This window comes from Mitsuaria sp. BK037, assembly GCF_014193045.1.
Lineage (GTDB): Bacteria > Pseudomonadota > Gammaproteobacteria > Burkholderiales > Burkholderiaceae_C > Roseateles.
This window is the reverse complement of sequence record NZ_JACHYS010000004.1, coordinates 717,454-735,393: the sequence shown is the minus strand read 5'-3', so window position 1 is coordinate 735,393 and position 17,940 is coordinate 717,454. Positions and strand designations below refer to the sequence as shown.

At 70.7% G+C, this 17,940-nt stretch carries 12 protein-coding genes; 5 read left to right on the top strand and 7 right to left on the bottom strand.

Annotation, left to right across the window (positions count from 1 at the left end; translation table 11 throughout):
- Positions 1-13 precede the first annotated feature (13 nt).
- Positions 14-2,383: a TonB-dependent receptor gene (locus FHT37_RS24215; protein WP_183485500.1), complete on the top strand. Its 2,370-nt coding sequence runs from the start codon at positions 14-16 to the stop codon at positions 2,381-2,383.
- 9 nt (positions 2,384-2,392) lie between these two features.
- On the opposite strand, the gene FHT37_RS24210 is transcribed toward FHT37_RS24215, so the two are convergent.
- Together FHT37_RS24210 and FHT37_RS24205 are read right to left on the bottom strand one after the other, a co-directional pair.
- Positions 2,393-2,671, bottom strand: a complete 279-nt coding sequence (locus tag FHT37_RS24210) for a type II toxin-antitoxin system RelE/ParE family toxin (RefSeq protein WP_183485497.1) — start codon at positions 2,669-2,671, stop codon at positions 2,393-2,395.
- Positions 2,668-3,012: a hypothetical protein gene (locus tag FHT37_RS24205; protein WP_091721839.1), complete on the bottom strand. Its 345-nt coding sequence runs from the start codon at positions 3,010-3,012 to the stop codon at positions 2,668-2,670. Before FHT37_RS24205 ends, FHT37_RS24210 begins: the two co-directional genes overlap by 4 nt.
- Positions 3,013-3,317: 305 nt before the next feature.
- Here FHT37_RS24205 and FHT37_RS24200 point away from each other — a divergent pair, with 305 nt between their 5' ends.
- Positions 3,318-5,513, top strand: a complete 2,196-nt coding sequence (locus FHT37_RS24200) for a prolyl oligopeptidase family protein (RefSeq protein ID WP_183485495.1) — start codon at positions 3,318-3,320, stop codon at positions 5,511-5,513.
- Between the two features lie 439 nt (positions 5,514-5,952).
- Here the strand turns inward: FHT37_RS24200 and FHT37_RS24195 are convergent, their stop codons facing one another.
- The 3 genes from FHT37_RS24195 to FHT37_RS24185 form a co-directional block, all read right to left on the bottom strand.
- Positions 5,953-8,385: a membrane-bound PQQ-dependent dehydrogenase, glucose/quinate/shikimate family gene (locus FHT37_RS24195; protein WP_183485492.1), complete on the bottom strand. Its 2,433-nt coding sequence runs from the start codon at positions 8,383-8,385 to the stop codon at positions 5,953-5,955.
- A gap of 162 nt (positions 8,386-8,547) precedes the next feature.
- Entirely contained in the window at positions 8,548-9,879 is a 1,332-nt protein-coding gene (locus tag FHT37_RS24190; protein ID WP_183485489.1) for an SAM-dependent methyltransferase, read from the bottom strand.
- 25 nt (positions 9,880-9,904) lie between these two features.
- Positions 9,905-10,867, bottom strand: a complete 963-nt coding sequence (locus FHT37_RS24185; protein ID WP_183485486.1) for a response regulator transcription factor — start codon at positions 10,865-10,867, stop codon at positions 9,905-9,907.
- Between the two features lie 260 nt (positions 10,868-11,127).
- On the opposite strand from FHT37_RS24185, the gene FHT37_RS24180 reads away from it, so the two are divergent.
- Complete coding sequence (locus FHT37_RS24180; RefSeq protein WP_183485483.1) at positions 11,128-12,570, top strand: hypothetical protein; 1,443 nt, start codon at positions 11,128-11,130, stop codon at positions 12,568-12,570.
- A gap of 69 nt (positions 12,571-12,639) precedes the next feature.
- On the opposite strand, the gene argJ is transcribed toward FHT37_RS24180, so the two are convergent.
- Together argJ and secA are read right to left on the bottom strand one after the other, a co-directional pair.
- Positions 12,640-13,869: a bifunctional glutamate N-acetyltransferase/amino-acid acetyltransferase ArgJ gene (argJ, locus tag FHT37_RS24175; RefSeq protein ID WP_091721819.1), complete on the bottom strand. Its 1,230-nt coding sequence runs from the start codon at positions 13,867-13,869 to the stop codon at positions 12,640-12,642.
- Between the two features lie 215 nt (positions 13,870-14,084).
- Positions 14,085-16,844, bottom strand: coding sequence for a preprotein translocase subunit SecA (gene secA, locus FHT37_RS24170; RefSeq protein ID WP_091721816.1), 2,760 nt, complete (start codon positions 16,842-16,844; stop codon positions 14,085-14,087).
- Positions 16,845-17,099: 255 nt separating this feature from the next.
- On the opposite strand from secA, the gene FHT37_RS24165 reads away from it, so the two are divergent.
- A complete protein-coding gene (locus FHT37_RS24165; RefSeq protein WP_091721812.1) occupies positions 17,100-17,435 on the top strand; it encodes a hypothetical protein in 336 nt (111 codons plus the stop codon).
- A gap of 279 nt (positions 17,436-17,714) precedes the next feature.
- A complete protein-coding gene (gene napE, locus FHT37_RS24160; RefSeq protein ID WP_091721808.1) occupies positions 17,715-17,885 on the top strand; it encodes a periplasmic nitrate reductase, NapE protein in 171 nt (56 codons plus the stop codon).
- The last annotated feature ends 55 nt before the right edge of the window (positions 17,886-17,940 follow it).

Sequence of the window (17,940 nt, the reverse complement as noted above, 5' to 3'; positions counted from 1 at the left end):
TTGGAGTCCCTTCATGCAAAGACATTTCCGTGCGCGCCGCCTGCAAGTCGGCGTGCTTGCCCTGCTTGCGGGCGCCTGCGCCGCCACCGCCGCGGCAGACGACACTGTGCGTCGCACCGCGTCCCCCAGCACCGACCGAGTCGACGACACCGGGCTGCGTGCCGCATCCCTCGGCGTCGTCCGGGTCGATGGCGCAGCGCCGACCTCCCTCCCCAGCCGCATCCCCACGACGATGGAGGGCGTTTCGGGCGAGGACATCGCCCGCGACATCAACGCCACCGATGCCGAGGATGCGCTCAAGTACCTGCCCAGCCTGCTGGTGCGCAAGCGCTACATCGGCGACTACAACCACGCGGTGCTGTCCACGCGCGCCTCCGGCACGGGCAACAGCGCGCGATCGCTGGTCTATGCGGACGGCATCCTGCTGTCCAACCTGCTCGGCAATGGCGCCACCTTCGCGCCGCGCTGGGGGTTGGTGTCGCCCGAGGAAATCAGCCGCGTCGACGTGATGTACGGGCCGTTCTCGGCGGCGTATCCGGGCAACGCGGTGGGCGCGGTGGTCGACTACCAGACCCGCATGCCCACGCGCTTCGAAGCGCACGCGCGGGTTGGCTACAGCCATCAGCCCGATGGCCTGTACGGCGCGCGGCGGAGCTACGACGCGAAACAGGCCAGCGCCTCGATCGGCAGCGCCGACGGCGCGTTTGCGTGGTGGCTGCACGCCGGTCGCACCGACAGCGAGGGCCAGCCGCAGACCTTCGCGACCCGGTCTGTGAGCAGCTCGGCCGCCAATCCGGCCGCCCCAACGGTGACAGGCGCAGTGCCAGGGCTGAACCGCACCAATCAGCCGTGGCTGCTGCTCGGCAGCGGCACGCAGTACGACACCGTCCAGGATCAGGCGAAGCTGAAGCTGGCCTACGAGCTGGCGCCGGGCCTGCGGGCGCTCTATGTCTTCGGGCTGTGGAGCAACCGGTCGGATGGCCGCTCGCGAAGCTTCCTGATTGACGCCAGCGGCCAGCCGGTCGACCACCGCTACGGTGGCGGCCTCACGCAGCCGGTCAACATCGACGGCCAGAGCTACACGCTGGCCGCGAGCGACTTCCCGCAGACACGGGATGAGCTCGAACACCGCATGCATGCGCTCTCGCTGAAGCGGCGCGTCAGCGACGGGCTCGGCTGGGAGCTGTCGGGCAGCGTCTACGACTACCTCGCCGATCGCTCGCGCGCCTATGCGCCGACGCAGAAGGCCAGCGACGGCGGCCGCCTCACCGACCAGGCCGGCACGGGGTGGAACACGCTGTCCGCCAAGCTGACCTGGACGCCGGCGGGCAGCGATCACGCGATCGATGCCGGCCTCTCGCAGGAGCGCTACCAGCTGCGCACGCGGGTGTCCGCGCTCAGCGACTGGCGCTGGGGGGCGGCGGGCGCGCAGACCTCGCGCTTCGAAGGCGACACGCGCGTGCGGGCCGTCTTCGCGCAGGACGCCTGGAGCTTCGCGCCGGACTGGACCGCGGTGCTGGGCCTGCGCGGCGAGCGCTGGCAGGCCTTCGACGGTCTCACGCAGGCCGCTGCCGACGCCACGCCGCATCGGCACGAGGATCGCGCCCGCACCGCGTGGTCGCCGAAGGCGGCGCTGTCCTACGGCCTCTCCGAGCACTGGGTGCTGAAGGCCAGCACCGGACGCGCGGTGCGCTTTCCCACGGTGAGCGAGTTGTTCCAGGGCGGCTTCGACCCGGCCGGCAACTTCATCAACAGCAACCCGCTGCTGAAGCCCGAGCGCAGCTGGACCAGCGAGCTCAGCGCCGAATGGACGGGCCGAGGACGCGACAGCCTGAGGATCACGCTGTTCCACGAAGACAGCCGGGATGCGCTCTATTCGCAGATCAATCCGGGCGTGAGCACCTCGACCAGCACGGTGCAGAACATCGATCATGTGCGCACGCGCGGAGTGGAGTTCAGCGGCACGGCGACGTTGCCACAGCGGGTCACGCTGACGGGCAGCCTCACATTCGCGGACTCGATCATCCTGGCCAACAGCGGCTACGCGGCGGTGCCCGGCGACACGATCGGCAAATGGCAGCCGCGCGTGCCGCGCTGGCGGGCGACGCTGCTGGCGCAATGGCAGGCGCGGGACGAGCTGAGCCTGAGCCTGGGGGCGCGCTACAGCGGCAAGCAGTTCAGCGCCCTGGACAACAGCGACGTCAACGGCTTCGCCTACATGGCGGCGAGCAAGTACTTCACCGTCGATACGCGGGCCCAGTGGAAGATCGACCGCCAGTGGACGCTGGCCGCAGGCGTCGACAACCTCAACAACTGCCGCTACTGGAACTTCCATCCGTATCCGGGACGGACCTTCCAGGTGGAAGCGAGGTGGGATTACTGAGGGGCTGCTTCAGCCAGGTGGCCACAGCCTCGCCGTGTGGATGATCCGCGCGATCCAGAGCACCTCGTCTTCCACGCGATAGACGATGCGGTAGCGTCCCTTGACAAAAGTCTCTCGAGTCTCGAAGTCTTCCCCTCGCGTCCCCAAGCCTGGCTGGAACGCCAGCAGGGACAGCTTCCTGAGGAACTCCTTCCGCATCTTTCGGGCGGCGAAGGGGTTCTCGTGGAAGATTCGAATGAGGATGTCGAAGAGTTCTGTCTGGGCAACTCGGCTGAAGGCGACCTTCACCGTTTCGACGGGAGGTCCTCGGACCCCGCCGCTCCGAGAAGCTGGTCCAGCGACTTCTCGACGTCCTCCCACGAGACCGTCTCGCCGCGATGGATCTCGGCCAGGCCGGCCTCGATCATGCGGAACTCCTTCGCACGTTCGCTGGAAGGATCGTGGTACTCGGCTGAGCTTCGGAACAGCGCGGCGCGGATCATCTGCTCGACCAGTTCGTCGACCGTGAAGCGAGCGCGCCGCGCTCGCTCCTCAAGTTCGCTTTTCAGTTCCGCTGCAATGTGAACGGTCAATGCGGAGAGCTTGCTCATATACGGACTGAAGTCGATGCGCTCAAGGAGGGCATTCATTCTGCACCTGCACTTTCCAACAAGGAGGAGAAGAGCAGTCTGAGCGCGCTGGCGACAACCCGGATTCAGCCAGCCGCCCAAAACGACTGGGACCAGTCAGCGCTCGCCGAAAGTCGACCACTTTGAGCCAGTCCCTCACGCCACAGCCCGGCGCGGTCGCCGCTGGCCGACGCCCTCCGAGCCCCTCGGTGTTTCCCCGCCCTGACCAAAGGCACCCCCGGGTGGGCCGGGCACAATGCCGGCCCACCGCCCCGCCCGGCCACGAGCCCCGCGGGGCGGCTCCCCGACTCTCAGGAGCACACCGCATGCATTCCCGTCTCACGCTGACCGCCGCGCTGGTGGTCGGACTCGGCGCCAGCGCGGCCGCCACCGCGCAAACCCCCGCGCCCGCCGCTGCCTCCGCCACCGCCTCGCAGGGCCTGAGCTACCCGGTCACCCGCAAGGTCGAGCAGACCGACAACTACCACGGCACCACCGTGGCCGATCCGTACCGCTGGCTCGAGGACGACAACAGCACCGACACCAAGGCCTGGGTCCAGGCCGAGAACGCGGTCACCGACAAGTTCCTCGCCGCGATGCCGCAGCGCCTGCCCGCGCGCAAGCTCTACACCGACCTCTACAACTTCGAGAAGTTCGGCGTCCCCTACAAGGAAGGCGGCCGCTACTTCTGGACCCGCAACGACGGCCTGCAGCAGCAGGCGGTGCTCTACACCGCGCGCAGCCTGAAGGACACGCCGCAGGTCGCGCTCGATCCCAACACGCTGTCCAAGGACGGCACCGTCGCCCTGACCGGCGGCGCCGTGTCGCGCGACGGCAAGCTGATGGCCTACGGCACCGCCGGCGCCGGCTCCGACTGGCAGACCTGGAAGGTCCGCGACCTCGACACCGGCAAGGACCTGCCCGACACCATCGAGTGGGTCAAGTTCTCCAGCGCGTCCTGGACGCCCGACGGCAAGGGCTTCTTCTACTCGCGCTACGACGCGCCCAAGGCCGGCGCGGCCCTCACCGGCGCCAACTACTTCCAGAAGGTGTACTACCACCGCCTGGGCACGGCCCAGTCCGCCGACGTGCTCGTCGCCGAGAACCCGGCCGAGAAGGAATGGGGCTTCAACGTCGAGGTCACCGACGACGGCCGCCTCGCGCTCATCAATGTCTGGAAGGGCTCGGCCCGCAAGAACGGCCTGATGCTGCTGCCGCTGGACGGCCAGGGCGGCTACGCCGGCGCCAAGCCGGTCCCGCTGACGCTGAGCTTCGATGCGGAGTACAGCCCCGTCGTGCTCGACGGCCAGCGCCTGATCGTCAAGACCGACAAGGACGCGCCGCGCGGCCGCCTGATCGCGATCGACCTCGACAAGGACTGGACCGCCAAGGATCCCAAGACCTGGACCACGCTGGTGCCCGAGACCAAGGACGCGCTGACCGCCGCGAGCGGCGTCGGCGGCCACCTGGTGCTGAGCTACCTGCAGGATGCCTCGACGCTGGTGCGCCTGCATGCGCCCAGCGGCAAGCATGTCCGCGACCTGCAGCTGCCGGGCGTCGGCACCGCCGCCGGCTTCGGCGGCAAGTGGAACGATCCCGAGACCTTCTTCAGCTACACCAGCCTGACCACGCCGGGCGAGATCTGGCGCCTGGACGCGAAGACCGGCCGCGCCGAGCTCTTCAAGCGCACCCAGACCGCGTTCGACGCCAGCCAGTTCGAGAGCAAGCGCGTCTTCGTCACCAGCAAGGACGGCACGAAGCTGCCGATCTTCATCGCGCACCGCAAGGGCCTGAAGCTGGACGGCAGCAACCCGACGCTGCTCTACGGCTACGGCGGCTTCAACGTGCCGATGACGCCCGGCTACGGCGTCACCGCCGCGACCTGGATGAAGATGGGCGGCGTCTACGTGCTGGCCGTGCTGCGCGGCGGCGGCGAGTACGGCGCCGGCTGGCACGAGGCCGGCACCAAGCTCAAGAAGCAGAACGTCTTCGACGACTTCATCGCCGCCGGCGAGTACCTGGTCGCCAACAAGTACACCCAGCCGGCCAAGCTCGCCATCAACGGCGGCTCCAACGGCGGCCTGCTGGTGGGCGCGGTCGTGAACCAGCGTCCGGAGCTGTTCGGCGCGGCGGTGCCGCAGGTCGGCGTGATGGACATGCTGCGCTTCCACAAGTTCACCATCGGCTGGGCATGGACCTCGGACTACGGCAGCTCGGAGAACGCGGACGAGTTCAAGGCGCTGCTGGCCTATTCGCCGCTACACACGATCAAGAGCGGCCCCGGCGTGCGCTACCCCGCGATCCTGGTCACCACCGGCGACCATGACGACCGCGTCGTGCCGGCCCACAGCTTCAAGTACACCGCGACGCTGCAGGCCGCCGAGACCGGCCCTGCACCCAAGCTGATCCGCATCGAGACGCAGGCCGGCCATGGCGCCGGCAAGCCGACCTCCAAGATCATCGAGGAGCGCGCGGACATCCTGGCCTTCATCGCCAACACCTTCGGCATGGACGTCAAGTGAGCTGAGGACCTCCGCGTCCCGATCGGCGCCGGTGCGCGCGCCACGGCGCCCTGCCAGCGGAAATGGCGGTGAAATCCGGCCAGTTGTTTGGCCGGATTTGGGGCCTGTTCTTCGCGGCTCGCCGGCGCGCCCGGCGGCGATGATGCGAAGCATGAAGACACGCCGCACGCCCGCCTGCCCGCAGACCACGCTCCCGCGTCCCTGCTCGCATACCTGCCCGGCCAGGCCCGCCCCGGCGCGGTCGCGACGCGACTGACGTCCTCCCCGATCCACGCGCCCAGGCCGCGGCCCCTCGCGGGTCGCCTCATGGCCGGCGCGCACGCGCTTCCGAATCGCCACGCCGCAGCGCCACGCCCTCGCAGTCAGGGTGTCCAGGCGGCGTCCCAGCGCTCTTGCCCGGCCCTTCTCACGAGGGGCCGGGCTTCTTTTCTTCCGGCGCTCAGCGCTTTTCCAGCGCGTAGGCGCGCACGTGGTCGCCAGGCTTGGTGCCCGTGGACCCATGCCCACCGGCGACCACCAGCAGGTACTGTCGCCCGTCCGCGCCGAGATAGGTCATCGGCGTGGCCTGGCCGCCTGCGGGCAGACGGCTTTCCCACACCACGCGGCCGTCGTTGACGTCGTAGGCGCGGACGTAGTCGTCCATGCTGCCCGACAGGAAAGCCAGGCCGCCGGCGGTCATCAGCGGTCCGCCCAGGCTGGGCACGCCCAGGCGCAGCGGCAGGGGCAGCGGCGAGAGGTCGCGCACCGTGCCGTTGCGGTGGCGCCAGACGATGCGGCCCTCGTTCAGGTCGACACCGGCCACCGTGCCCCACGGCGGCGCCTGGCACGGCACGCCCAGCGGCGAGGTGAAGGGCTTCATCCGCGACGCGAAGGGCGCGCCGAAGTTCTCGTTCAGCGCCGGCAGCGAGCCGCTGGGCGGTCCCTCGTCCTGCACCAGCTGCGAGCTGTCGTCGCGGCGCGGCACCAGCTGCGAGGTGAAGGCCAGCACCGCCGGCGTCGTGAAGGCGATGCCGCGCACCGGATCGACGGCGATGCTGCCCCAGTTGAAGACGCCGAAGTTGCCGGGGTTGATCAGCGAGCCTTGCGTCGACGGCGGCGTGAAGCGGCCCTCGTAACGCAGGCGGTGGAAGGCGATGCGGCACCAGAGCTGGTCGAACATCGTCACGCCCCACAAGTCGCGCTCGCGCAGCACCGGCGGGTTGAAGGAGATCGCCGAGACCGGCTGCGTCGGCGCGGTGAAGTCGCCCGCCGCGGCGCCCTGCGGCGCCGGCGTCTCGGTCACCGGGAACACCGGCCGGCCATCGCGGCGATCCAGCACGAACAGCTCGCCCTGCTTGGTCGGCTGCACCAGCGCCGGCACCCGGGCGCCGCGCACCGTCAGGTCCACCAGCACCGGCTGCGCGGGCACGTCGTAATCCCACAGGTCGTGGTGGACCGTCTGGAAGACCCAGCGCAGCCGGCCGGTCGCCAGGTCGAGCGCCACCACCGAGGACGAATGCCGCTCCACCGCCGCCGAGCGCTTGCCGCCCCACTGGTCGGGCGGCTGGTTGCCCATCGGGAGGTAGACCAGGCCGAGGTCCTCGTCCACGCTGGCCACCGACCAGCTGTTGGGCGAGTTGGCCGTGTAGGTCTGCCCGGCCGGCAGCGGCGCGGTCGCATCCGGGTTGGCCGAGTCCCAGTTCCAGACCAGCGCGCCGGTCTCGATGTCGTAGGCGCGGATCACGCCGGACTGTTCCTTGACCGACGCGTTGTCCAGCACCGTGCCGCCGACGATCACCAGCCGCCGCGTGACGACCACCGGCGAGGTCGAGTAGTACGCGCCCGGCTTGGCGTTGGGCATGCCGGCCCACAGGTCGACCGCGCCCTGCCGGCCGAAAGCGGGGCAAGGCTTGCCGGAGGCGGGATCCAGCGCGATCAGGCGCGCGTCGGCCGTCGGCATGAAGAGCTTGGCCGCGCAGGCCGGCGCTTGCGCGCCGGCGGCGGCCATCGGATCGGGCGGCGGCTGGTAGGACAGGCCCCGGCAGGTCAGGTGCTGCAGCGCGAGTTCACCGCGCACCTGCGGATCGAAGCGCCAGAGCTCGCGGCCCGTCGTCGCGTCCAGCGCCAGCACCGTCTGGTGCGGGGTGCAGAGGAAGAGCCGCTCGCCGACCTTGAGCGGGGTGACCTCGAAGGTGGTCTCCTTCGGGTCGCCGGGCCGGCCGCGGACATCGCCGGTGCGGAACTCCCAGGCGAGCTTGAGGTCGCCGACGTTGGCCGGCGTGATCTGCGCCAGCGGCGACCAGCGCTGGCCGAAGCCGGTGCGGCCGTAAGCGTGCCATTCACCATCGGGCACAGCCGCGGCGCCCGAGGCCGCCACGCCCGGGGGACGCGCCGCGCCATTGGCCGGCATCGTGCCCTCCAGCGCGTGCAGGTCCCGCGTCCAGGACACGACGGCCACGACCACGAAGGCGCCCAGCGCCGCGGCCAGCACCAGCGCCGTCGGACTGCGCCACGCGACGCGCCGCGGATCGTCCACCGGCAGGTGGCGGCGCATCGTCGGCACCAGCGCCAGCAGCACTGCGCCGAGGACGAAGGGCACGCCCAGCCGCGCGCCCAGCGGCCACCAGTCCAGGCCCGCCTCCCACAGGCTCCATGCCAGCGTGGCGAGGAAGTAGAGCGCGTAGCCGAACACCGCCTCGCGCAACCGGCCCCACATCAGCGCGCCGATGAGGGCCCAGGCCAGGCCCGACAGCGCATAGAACCAGCTGCCGCCCAGCGAAGCCAGCAGGCCGCCCGCGGCCAGCATGACGAATCCGAGGATCAGCAGCACCACGCCGAGGACGCGGGCGAGCCAGGGCACCGGGGCGGGAATGGGGGCGAGGACATTCGACATGTCGCCGAAGCGGCAATCGACATGCCGATTGCCCACGGCCGCTGTGGACAAGTCGTGGGAAAAGCTGAGGCCGGCGCCTTCAAGCCCTTGATCCGCCAGGACCTTTCTTGCGCTGCCTCAATTTCAGGCAGCACCCTCGGCGCAGCGGCCTTCCGGGGAGCTTCACGCGCGGTTCACGCCGCCGTCGACCTCGAGCCGCCCTTCGACGCGCAGCAGCGTCTCCAGCGCCTGGCTGCGCAGGCCGTAGAAACGCTTGATCTCGTCGAGCTGCGACAGCAGCTCCACGCGCCGCGCCGGGGACAGGTCTTGCGGCCGCTTCACCGCCAGCACCATCTTGTTCTTGCTGGTGTGCTCCAGCGCGATGAACTCGATGACCTGCGTGTCGTAGCCCATCAGCTCCAGCAGCAGCGCGCGCAGCGAGTCGGTGACCATCTCGGCCTCCTGGCCCAGGTGGATGCCGTGCTGCAGCAGCGGCCGCAGCGCGGCCGGCGTGTTCATCTGCGGCCGGATCTCCTTGTGGCAGCAGGGCGCGCACATGATGATCCGCGCGCCGCTGCGCAGGCCGAAGTGCATCGCGTGGTCGGTCGCGATGTCGCAGGCATGCAGCGCGACCATGACGTCCAGCGGCTGGTCGCCGCGCTCGCGCACGTCGCCATGCTCGAAGCTCAGTCCCGCCAGCCCGTGCCGGGCCGCGGCCGCGTTGCCCAGCGCCACCATGTCCTGCTTGAGCTCCACGCCCTGCACCTGTGGCACCAGGCCCTGCGCGCGCAGCCAGTCGTGCATCGCGAAGGTCAGGTAGCCCTTGCCGGAACCGAAGTCGGCCACCCGCACCGGGCGGTCCGCGCTGGCCGGCGCGTCCAGGCCCGCCTTGCGGACCGCGGCGCCGAAGATCTCGATGAACTTGTTGATCTGCTTCCACTTGCGAGCCATCGCCGGCACCAGCGCGGCCTGGCCCTTGAGCTCGTGGGTGACGCCCAGGTCGCGCCAGAAGGGCTGCGCCATCGACAGCTCGCGCGGCTTGGCGCGGTCATGGCCGCCGGGCGCGATCGAAGCGCCCTCGCCGGCCGGGCCGTCGGGGCCGGCCGGGCCGCCCGCCTGCGGCGCGGCCTTCTTCCCCACCTGCAGCAGCGGCTTGCCCTTGCGGCTGAAGCGCAACTGGACCTCCTCGCCGAGCGTGTCCAGGTGGGCCTGCTGGAAATCGCGGCCCAGCAACTGCTCCAGCAGCGCCAGGCCTTCCTCCAGCGGATGGTTCTTGGTCACGTCCTTGGTCTTGTGCCGCCACAGGAAGCTGAGCGCGCGCTCGCCGCGCAGTTCGATGTCGCGCACCGTCAGGCGCTCGATCGAGGCGTCCTCGCCCTCATGGCGGCCCAGCAGCAGGCGCTGGAAGCGGCGCTCGGCCAGCGCGGTGCGCAGCAGGCGCAGGAAGCGCTGGCGCTCGTCGGGCGCAGGCGTGTCGGGAACAGGGGAGCTGAACAGGGGATTTCCGGCGGACATGGGGCCGGATTGTCCCCTGTCCGGCTCAGGCCGGCCGGTCCAGGACCTGGCGGGCGCGCTCGAGCGCCTGCATCAGGTCGCTCACCGCCAGGCGGCGGCACAGCGCGTCGACCCGCGTCCCGTAGGCCGCCTCGCTCAGGCCCAGGGCCTCGGCCTGCTGGTCCGGGCGCGGGCGGCCCAGCAGCCCGAAGAGCAGTTCGGCGTCGGCCTGCGGCAGGTCCAGCGCCTTGGCCAGCATCGCGATGCTGGCGGCCTCGTCGGCTTCGCGCAGGACCAGCAGCCAGTGGCCGTCGCCGATGACCTCCGGGTCGGCGGCCATCAGCGCGAAGCTCAGGCGCTGGCGCGGCGCGCCGGAGGGCGGCGCCACGGTCAGCGAGGACGGCGGCGCGCCGGCGCGCCGACGCAGCGTCTCGCGGTGCAGCCAGGCCAGCACCTCCGGCGGCAGGCGCGCATGGTCCGACCACGGCGGCGGGAAGTAGGCGCCCATCAAGGCCCGCGCCTGCGGCGTCTGCCAGGCGCAGTGGCCGTCGCGCTCGCGCACCGTCATGCTGGCCGTCGGCCGGCGCGGCGCCGCCGTGCCCGTGCCGCGCGCCGGGCGCAGCAGGCGCTCGATCCGCATCAGCAGCTCGCTCATGCGCACTGGCTTGATCAGGCACTCGGCCGCCCCGGCGGTCAGCAGCGCGCCGATCCGCGGCGGGTCCTGCGGCCGGCTCAGCGTCAGCACCGGCGCCGGGCCGGCGGCCAGCCGCCGCAGCAACGCCAGCGGGCCGTCGCCCGGCAGGTCGGGCAGGGTCATGTCCATGATCACCAACGAGGGCCGCGCGCCCAGGCCGTCGACCGCCGCGATCGCATCCGCGGCGCGGAGCAGCTCGTAGCCGCTCTCCTCCAGCACGGCGGCCAGCGGCTGCACGCTCAGCGCCTGCACGACCAGCAGGCGGGTGCGGGCGTCGGCGCCAGTGCCAGTGCCAACGCCTGCGCCATCACCCATGCCCGAGGAGCCAGGAGATCCGGTTCCCGTCCCGGAAGCGCTGGCATCGACGGCCTCTTCGGTGCGGGCGGGCGGCATGTCGGCGCGCGGCTGGGGGGGGCGAGGTGGCGGGAGCGGCAAGGACGGCATGCGTTCCACCATACAAATCCCATGCCCGCTTCTCAAGGGGACGGGACCGGGCCGAAGCCTCGAATTCCAGGGCCTTCGCCCCGGTCGCGCGGCGATCGGCCCGCAGGGGCTGACGCACAATGGCCGGCGCCATGGACGATACCCCCGCCTCGCCCGACGTCGACCCGACCGCCCCGCCGCCCGACGGCGGCGCGGTCGCGCCCGCCGCCACGCCCGCCCCCGCCGCGCCGGCCGCGCCGTGGGAAGGACCGTCGCCGGACGTCGTCGCCTGGCTGCTGGTGAACTGGCACAACAAACATCCGCTGGCGCGTCGCATCGGCATCGCGGACGTGCACACCGTCGGTGCCGTCGCCCTGCCCTTCATGGCGCAGGCGCTGCCCAAGGAACCGAGCCTCGAGGCCGCCACCGCGCCGCCCGAGGGCGCCGCCCCCGCGCCGGCGAAGCGACGCCTGCCGTGGCAGCGCAAGGCCGCCGCGAACGGGCCTCGGCCGGCGTGGGTCGATGAATTCATCCCGGGGCTGAAGACCTCGGCGGTGGCCGCGATGGCGCTGGACCACGGCTTCACCGCCGCGCCGGAGGAACTGCCGCTGCGGCGCGTCGAGATCGATGAACGCGCGCTGGCCGCCGACGCGAACCAGGCTGGTGCATGGCCGATGGAATTGGTGCTGCTGAGCGCCGCCTTCGATGCGGGGCCGGCGCGACGGCGGGTGCTCGTCGGCCGGCGCGACCGGGTGCTGGGTCGACGCGCGCTGGATCCGGCGCGGCTGGGCGTGGCTGCCAGCGTTGGCGCACTCGTGCTCATCGCCGCAGTTTGGGCGCTGTGGCCGTCGTCCAAGCCATCGGAGGAAGAGCGCGCCGCGCAGGCCGCGGCCGAGGCCGCGTCGGCGGCGTCCGCGGCCCTGGCGACGCAGGCGGCTTCCGCCGCGTCGGCATCGGCATCGGCATCGGCATCGGCATCGGCATCGGCGCCGGCTGCCGCGGCGTCCGAGGCACCGACGGCCGCGAGCGCCGCTGCCTCGCAAGTCGCTCCCTCGGCCGACGCTTCGGCCGCCTCAGCCACTTCCGCCGCTGCGGCGTCTTCGGCCCCCGCGAGCGCCGCGACCGCCGCCACGGCGCCGAGCGCACCCGCGATCCCGAGCATCCGCCCGACGCTGCAAAGCGGCGTGGAGCGGGCCCAGCGCGAGCAGGCGGCCGCCGCCACCGCGAAGGAGAGCCCGGCACCGGACACCGGCAAGCCGGCCGCCTCGTCGCCGGAGGCCGAGCGCCGGGTGAGCGTGGACGACGCCGGACTGGGCAACCTGATGAAGCGCGACGCCGCGCCCGGCGGCAAGCTGGTGGCGCTGGTCGGTCAGCCGCAGAAGAACAAGGCCGATGCCGAGGCCCAGCTGGCGCGCATGCGCGAGATGATCGGCCAGACGCTGGGCGGCAACGCCGTGCCCAACGGCGAGGTCTTCCAGACCAAGGATGGCTGGCGCGCGGCCGTCTGGCCCTTCGGCAGCCGCGAGGAAGCGCAGCTCATCAACGCGACGCTGCTGGCGCGCGGCGTTCGCGGCACGCGCGCGGTCGATTTCTGACGCGGCAGACGACAACGGCGGCCCTCGGGCCGCCGTTCGCGCTTCATGCACCGCCGTCGGCGGCTTCGATCAGGAGCGGTAGTCCGCGTTGATCGTCACGTACTCGTGGCTGAAGTCGCAGGTCCAGACCGTCGTCTCGGCCGGACCGCGGTTCAGGTGCACCCGCACCGTGATCTCGCTCTGCTTCATCACGCGCTGGCCGTCCTCTTCCTTGTACTCGGGGCGGCGGCCACCCTTGGTCACGACATGCACGTCGTCGAGGAACAGGTCGATCAGGCCCTGGTCGAGGTCGTCGATGCCGGCATAACCGACCGCCGCCAGGATGCGGCCCAGGTTGGGATCGCTGGCGAAGAACGCGGTCTTCACCAGCGGCGAGTGCGCGATCGCGTAGGCCGCCTTGCGGCATTCCTCTTCGGTCTTGCCGCCCTGCACCACCACCGAGATGAACTTGGTCGCGCCCTCGCCGTCGCGCACGATGGCCTGCGCCAGCTGCTGCGAGACCGCCACCACCGCGTCGCGCAGCGCGCGGCCTTCGGCACTGGTCAGCGAGGTGATGCGATCGTGGCCGGCCTGGTGCGTGGCGATCAGCACGAAGGAATCGTTCGTCGAGGTGTCGCCATCGATGGTGATGCGGTTGAAGGACAGGTCGGCCGCTTCCTTGACCAGCGGCTGCAGCAGCTCCGGCGCGAGCACCGCGTCGGTGGCGACGAAGCCCAGCATCGTCGCCATGTTCGGGCGGATCATGCCGGCGCCCTTGGACACGCCGGAGATGGTGACCGTCCGGCCGCCGATCGTGAGCTGGCGCGAGCAGGCCTTGGGCAGCGTGTCCGTGGTCATGATGCCGGCGGCGGCCTCGCCCCAGTGGTCCGGCTTCAGCGCGGCGATCGCGGCCGGCAGGCCGGCGACGATGCGGTCCACCGGCAGCGTCTCCATGATCACGCCGGTCGAGAACGGCAGCACCTGCTTCGCATCGAGCTTCAATTCGGCGGCGAGCGCGTCGCAGGTCTGGCGCGCGCGCGCCAGGCCGTCGGCGCCTGTGCCGGCGTTGGCATTGCCGGTGTTGATGACGATCGCGCGGATCGCCGCGCCCGACGCGAGGTGCTCGCGGCAGACCTGCACCGGCGCGGCGCAGAAGCGGTTGGCGGTGAAGACGCCGGCGACGCTGGCGCCCTCGTCGAGCGCGATCACCGTGAGGTCGCGGCGGTTGGCCTTGCGCACGCCGGCCATCGTGACGCCCAGGCGCACGCCGGGCACGGGCAGCAGGGTTTGCGGATCGGGAGCGGTCAGGTTGACGGGCATGGTGGGCGGTCGTTGAGGGTCGGCGTCCGGACGCGGCGGTCCGGTGCGAGCGCGAGCGTCGGCGCCCGCGCGCGGGATTGTAGGAGGCTCGGCCCCTCACCCCCGCCCTCTCCCCGCAAGCGGGCCGAGGGAGTTTCTTTGCGGGACCGCGAGGAGCGGGCCAAAACAAACGGCGCCCGCGAGGGGCGCCGTTCATCAGCGGGAGCCGGACCGGATCAGGCCAGCTTGCCGTGGCAGCTCTTGAACTTCTTGCCGCTGCCGCACGGGCAGGGATCGTTGCGGCCGACATGGCCCCACTCGCTGGGCACGGCCTGCGTGCCGCCCGCCACCGGTGCCGCGTCCTGCGACACCGAGCCATCCTCGTTCGGATGGGTGTAGGTCACGTTGCTGACGTTCTCGGCGCGCTGCTCGATCGCGTCGGCGGCGGCGGTGGCCTCCTCCTGCGACTGGATGCGCACGTTCAGCAGCACGCGCGTCACTTCCAGCTTCACCGCGTCCAGCAGCTGCGAGAACAGCTCAAAGGCCTCGCGCTTGTATTCCTGCTTGGGGTTCTTCTGCGCGTAGCCGCGCAGGTGGATACCCTGGCGCAGGTAGTCCAGCGACGCGAGGTGCTCGCGCCAGTGCTGGTCGATGCTCTGCAGCAGCACCATGCGCATGAAGGGCGTGAACTGCTCCAGGCCGACGCGGTCCAGCTTGTCCTGGAAGGCGGCGTCGCCGGCCTTGAGCACGGCGTTCAGCACATCCTCGTCGGTCAGCGTCTCGCTCTTCTTGAGCATCTCGCCCAGCGGCACCTCGAGCTTCCACTCGTCGCGCAGCACGCGCTCCAGCGCCACCAGGTCCCATTGCTCCTCGAGCGATTCCTCCGGCACGAAGCCGCGCACCACGTCGGTCAGCGTGCCGGTGCGCAGATGCGAGATCTGCGCCAGCAGGTCCTCGGCCTCGAGGATCTCGTTGCGCTGCTGGTAGATGACCTTGCGCTGGTCGTTCGACACGTCGTCGTACTCGAGCAGCTGCTTGCGGATGTCGAAGTTGCGGGCCTCGACCTTGCGCTGCGCGCTCTCGATCGAGCGCGTCACGATGCCTGCCTCGATCGCCTCGCCCTCGGGCATCTTCAGGCGGTCCATGATGGCGCGCACGCGGTCGCCCGCGAAGATGCGCATCAGCTGGTCGTCCAGCGACAGGTAGAAGCGCGACGAGCCCGGGTCGCCCTGGCGGCCCGAGCGGCCGCGCAGCTGGTTGTCGATGCGGCGGCTCTCGTGGCGCTCGGTGGAGATCACGCGCAGGCCGCCGGCGGCCTTCACCTGCTCGTGCAGCTGCTGCCATTCGGCCTTGAGCGCGGCGATCTTGGCCTGCTTCTCGGACTCGGACAGGGCCTCGTCGTTCTCGATCGCGACCACGTCCTTCTCGATGCTGCCGCCCAGCACGATGTCGGTGCCACGGCCCGCCATGTTGGTCGCGATCGTGATCACGCCCGGACGACCGGCCTGGGTGATGATGTCTGCCTCGCGCGCATGCTGCTTGGCGTTCAGCACCTGGTGCGGGAGCTTGGCCTTGGTCAGCAGCTCGGAGACCTTCTCCGAGTTCTCGATCGAGGTCGTGCCCACCAGCACCGGCTGGCCGCGCTCGTGGCAGTCGCGGATGTCCTGCGTGACGGCGTCGTACTTCTCCTTCGTGGTCTTGTAGACCAGGTCCAGCTCGTCGCGGCGCACCGTCGGGCGGTTCGGCGGGATCACCACGGTCTCCAGGCCGTAGATCTCCTGGAACTCGTAGGCCTCGGTGTCGGCCGTGCCGGTCATGCCGGACAGCTTGCCGTACATGCGGAAGTAGTTCTGGAAGGTGACCGAGGCCAGCGTCTGGTTCTCGGCCTGGATCTGCACGCCTTCCTTGGCCTCGACGGCCTGGTGCAGGCCATCGCTCCAGCGGCGGCCCGTCATCAGGCGGCCGGTGAACTCGTCGACGATCACGACTTCGCCGTTCTGCACGACGTAGTGTGTGTCGCGGTGATACACGTGGTGCGCCCGCAGCGAGGCGTACAGGTGGTGCATCAGCGTGATGTTGGCGGCGTCGTAGAGCGACGCGCCCTCGGTCAGCAGCCCGGCCTGCGACAGCAGTCGCTCGGCGTTCTCGTGGCCGTCTTCCGTCAGGTAGATCTGGTGCGACTTCTCGTCGACGGTGAAGTCGCCCGGCTCGATCACGCCCTCGCCGGTGCGCGGGTCCAGCTCGCCGATCTGGCGCTTGAGCTGCGGCGCGACCGCGTTGATCGCGACGTAGAGCTGGGTGTGGTCCTCGGCCTGGCCGGAGATGATCAGCGGGGTGCGCGCCTCGTCGATCAGGATCGAGTCCACCTCGTCGACGATCGCGTAGGCCAGACCGCGCTGCACGCGGTCGCGGACCTCGTAGACCATGTTGTCGCGCAGGTGGTCGAAGCCGTATTCGTTGTTGGTGCCGTAGGTGACGTCGGCGTTGTACGCGGCCTGCTTCTCGTCGCGCGGCAGGCCCGAGTAGTTGATGCCCACGGTCAGGCCGAGGAAGCGGTACAGGCGGCCCATCCACTCGGCGTCGCGACGCGCGAGGTAGTCGTTGACCGTCACGACGTGCACGCCCTTGCCGGTCAGCGCATTCAGGTAGACCGGCAGCGTGGCCATCAGGGTCTTGCCTTCGCCGGTGCGCATTTCAGCGATCTTGCCGGCGTTCAGGACCATGCCGCCGATCAGCTGCACGTCGAAGTGGCGCATCTTGAGGACGCGCTTGCTGCCCTCGCGGCAGACGGCGAAGGCCTCCGGCAGGATGTCGTCGACGGTCTCGCCCTTGGCGATGCGCTGCTTGAACTCCTCGGTCTTGGCGCGCAACTGGTCGTCGCTCAGGCCTTCGAACTGCGGTTCCAGCGCGTTGATCTGCTGGACGACCTTGCGGTAGGTCTTGAGCAGGCGCTCGTTCCGACTGCCGAAAATCTGGGTCAAAAGCTTGGGCAACATGCGGCTTCGTGAAGTTCTTTTGTGGGGCCCGGTCGACCGGGCTCGGACGCCCGCCGGACCGCCTCGTGGGCGGCCTCCGAGGGCAGTTCCGCGCGACCGGTGCAGTTGGGGACGCAAACCCCGGCCTGCAAGCGCCAGCGCGGAAAAAAACCGGCGGAGTTTAGCACCCGCCCCTCGCGCGCCCGGGCCGGCCCAGGCGCGCGCCCTCCCGGTCCTGATGCGGGTTTTCCAGTGCCGGGACTACACTGCCGACCCATGCCGCCCCGCTACCTGCCACCCCGCGTCAAGCCCGAAGCGCCCGATCCGCTGGACTTCGGCCGGGCGATGTCGCAGCACGGCGTGCTGGCGCGGCTGGGGCAGCAGCTGGCGCTGTCGCAGCGGCACCTGGCCGCGGTGAGCGTGGCGCTGCCGGGCGCGATGAAGCGCTTCGTCCAGGCCGGCACGCTCGACGAGCAGGGATGGACCCTGGTCGCCGACAACGCCGCCATCGCCGCCAAGTTGCGGCACCTGCAGCCGACGCTGCTGCGGCTGCTGCGCGAGGAAGGCCTGCTGCTCGAGGGCGAACTGCGCATCCGCGTGCGCCAGTCGTGAAGCGGCGCGCCGGGCCTTTGACGGCGTCCGGCCCCTGCGTTGACAGTCGTCAACACGCGGCATGAGGCTGCGGCGAAGAATCGCCGCCCATGTTCCCCGCAACACCTGCCCCCGTCGGGACGACCTGCGCGCGATGTCCCTGTGATCGGGGCCTTGGGCCGGTTACACGCGGGTTCTCGTTGACAGTCCGAGGAGGCGGCCGCTATAACCGGTTGGTCGCCCCGCGCACAAAACAGAAACCGCCAGGTTCAAGGGGCCGACCGCCAGGGAGAAGCCGTCATGCCATTGTTCCCTCCGACCGACGCCTCGCCGTCGACGCGCACCGAAGAGCTGCGCAGCTTCCTGTTCCTCGCTGTCGTGATGGCGCCCGTGCTGGCCGTCGTCACCGTCGCGGGTTATGGATTCACCGTCTGGGTCTACCAGATGTTCGCCGGCCCGCCCGGCGGGTAGCAACCGCCCCCCACCGCCGCCGCCGCGGCGTCTCCACGCGATCCGTCCGGCTACA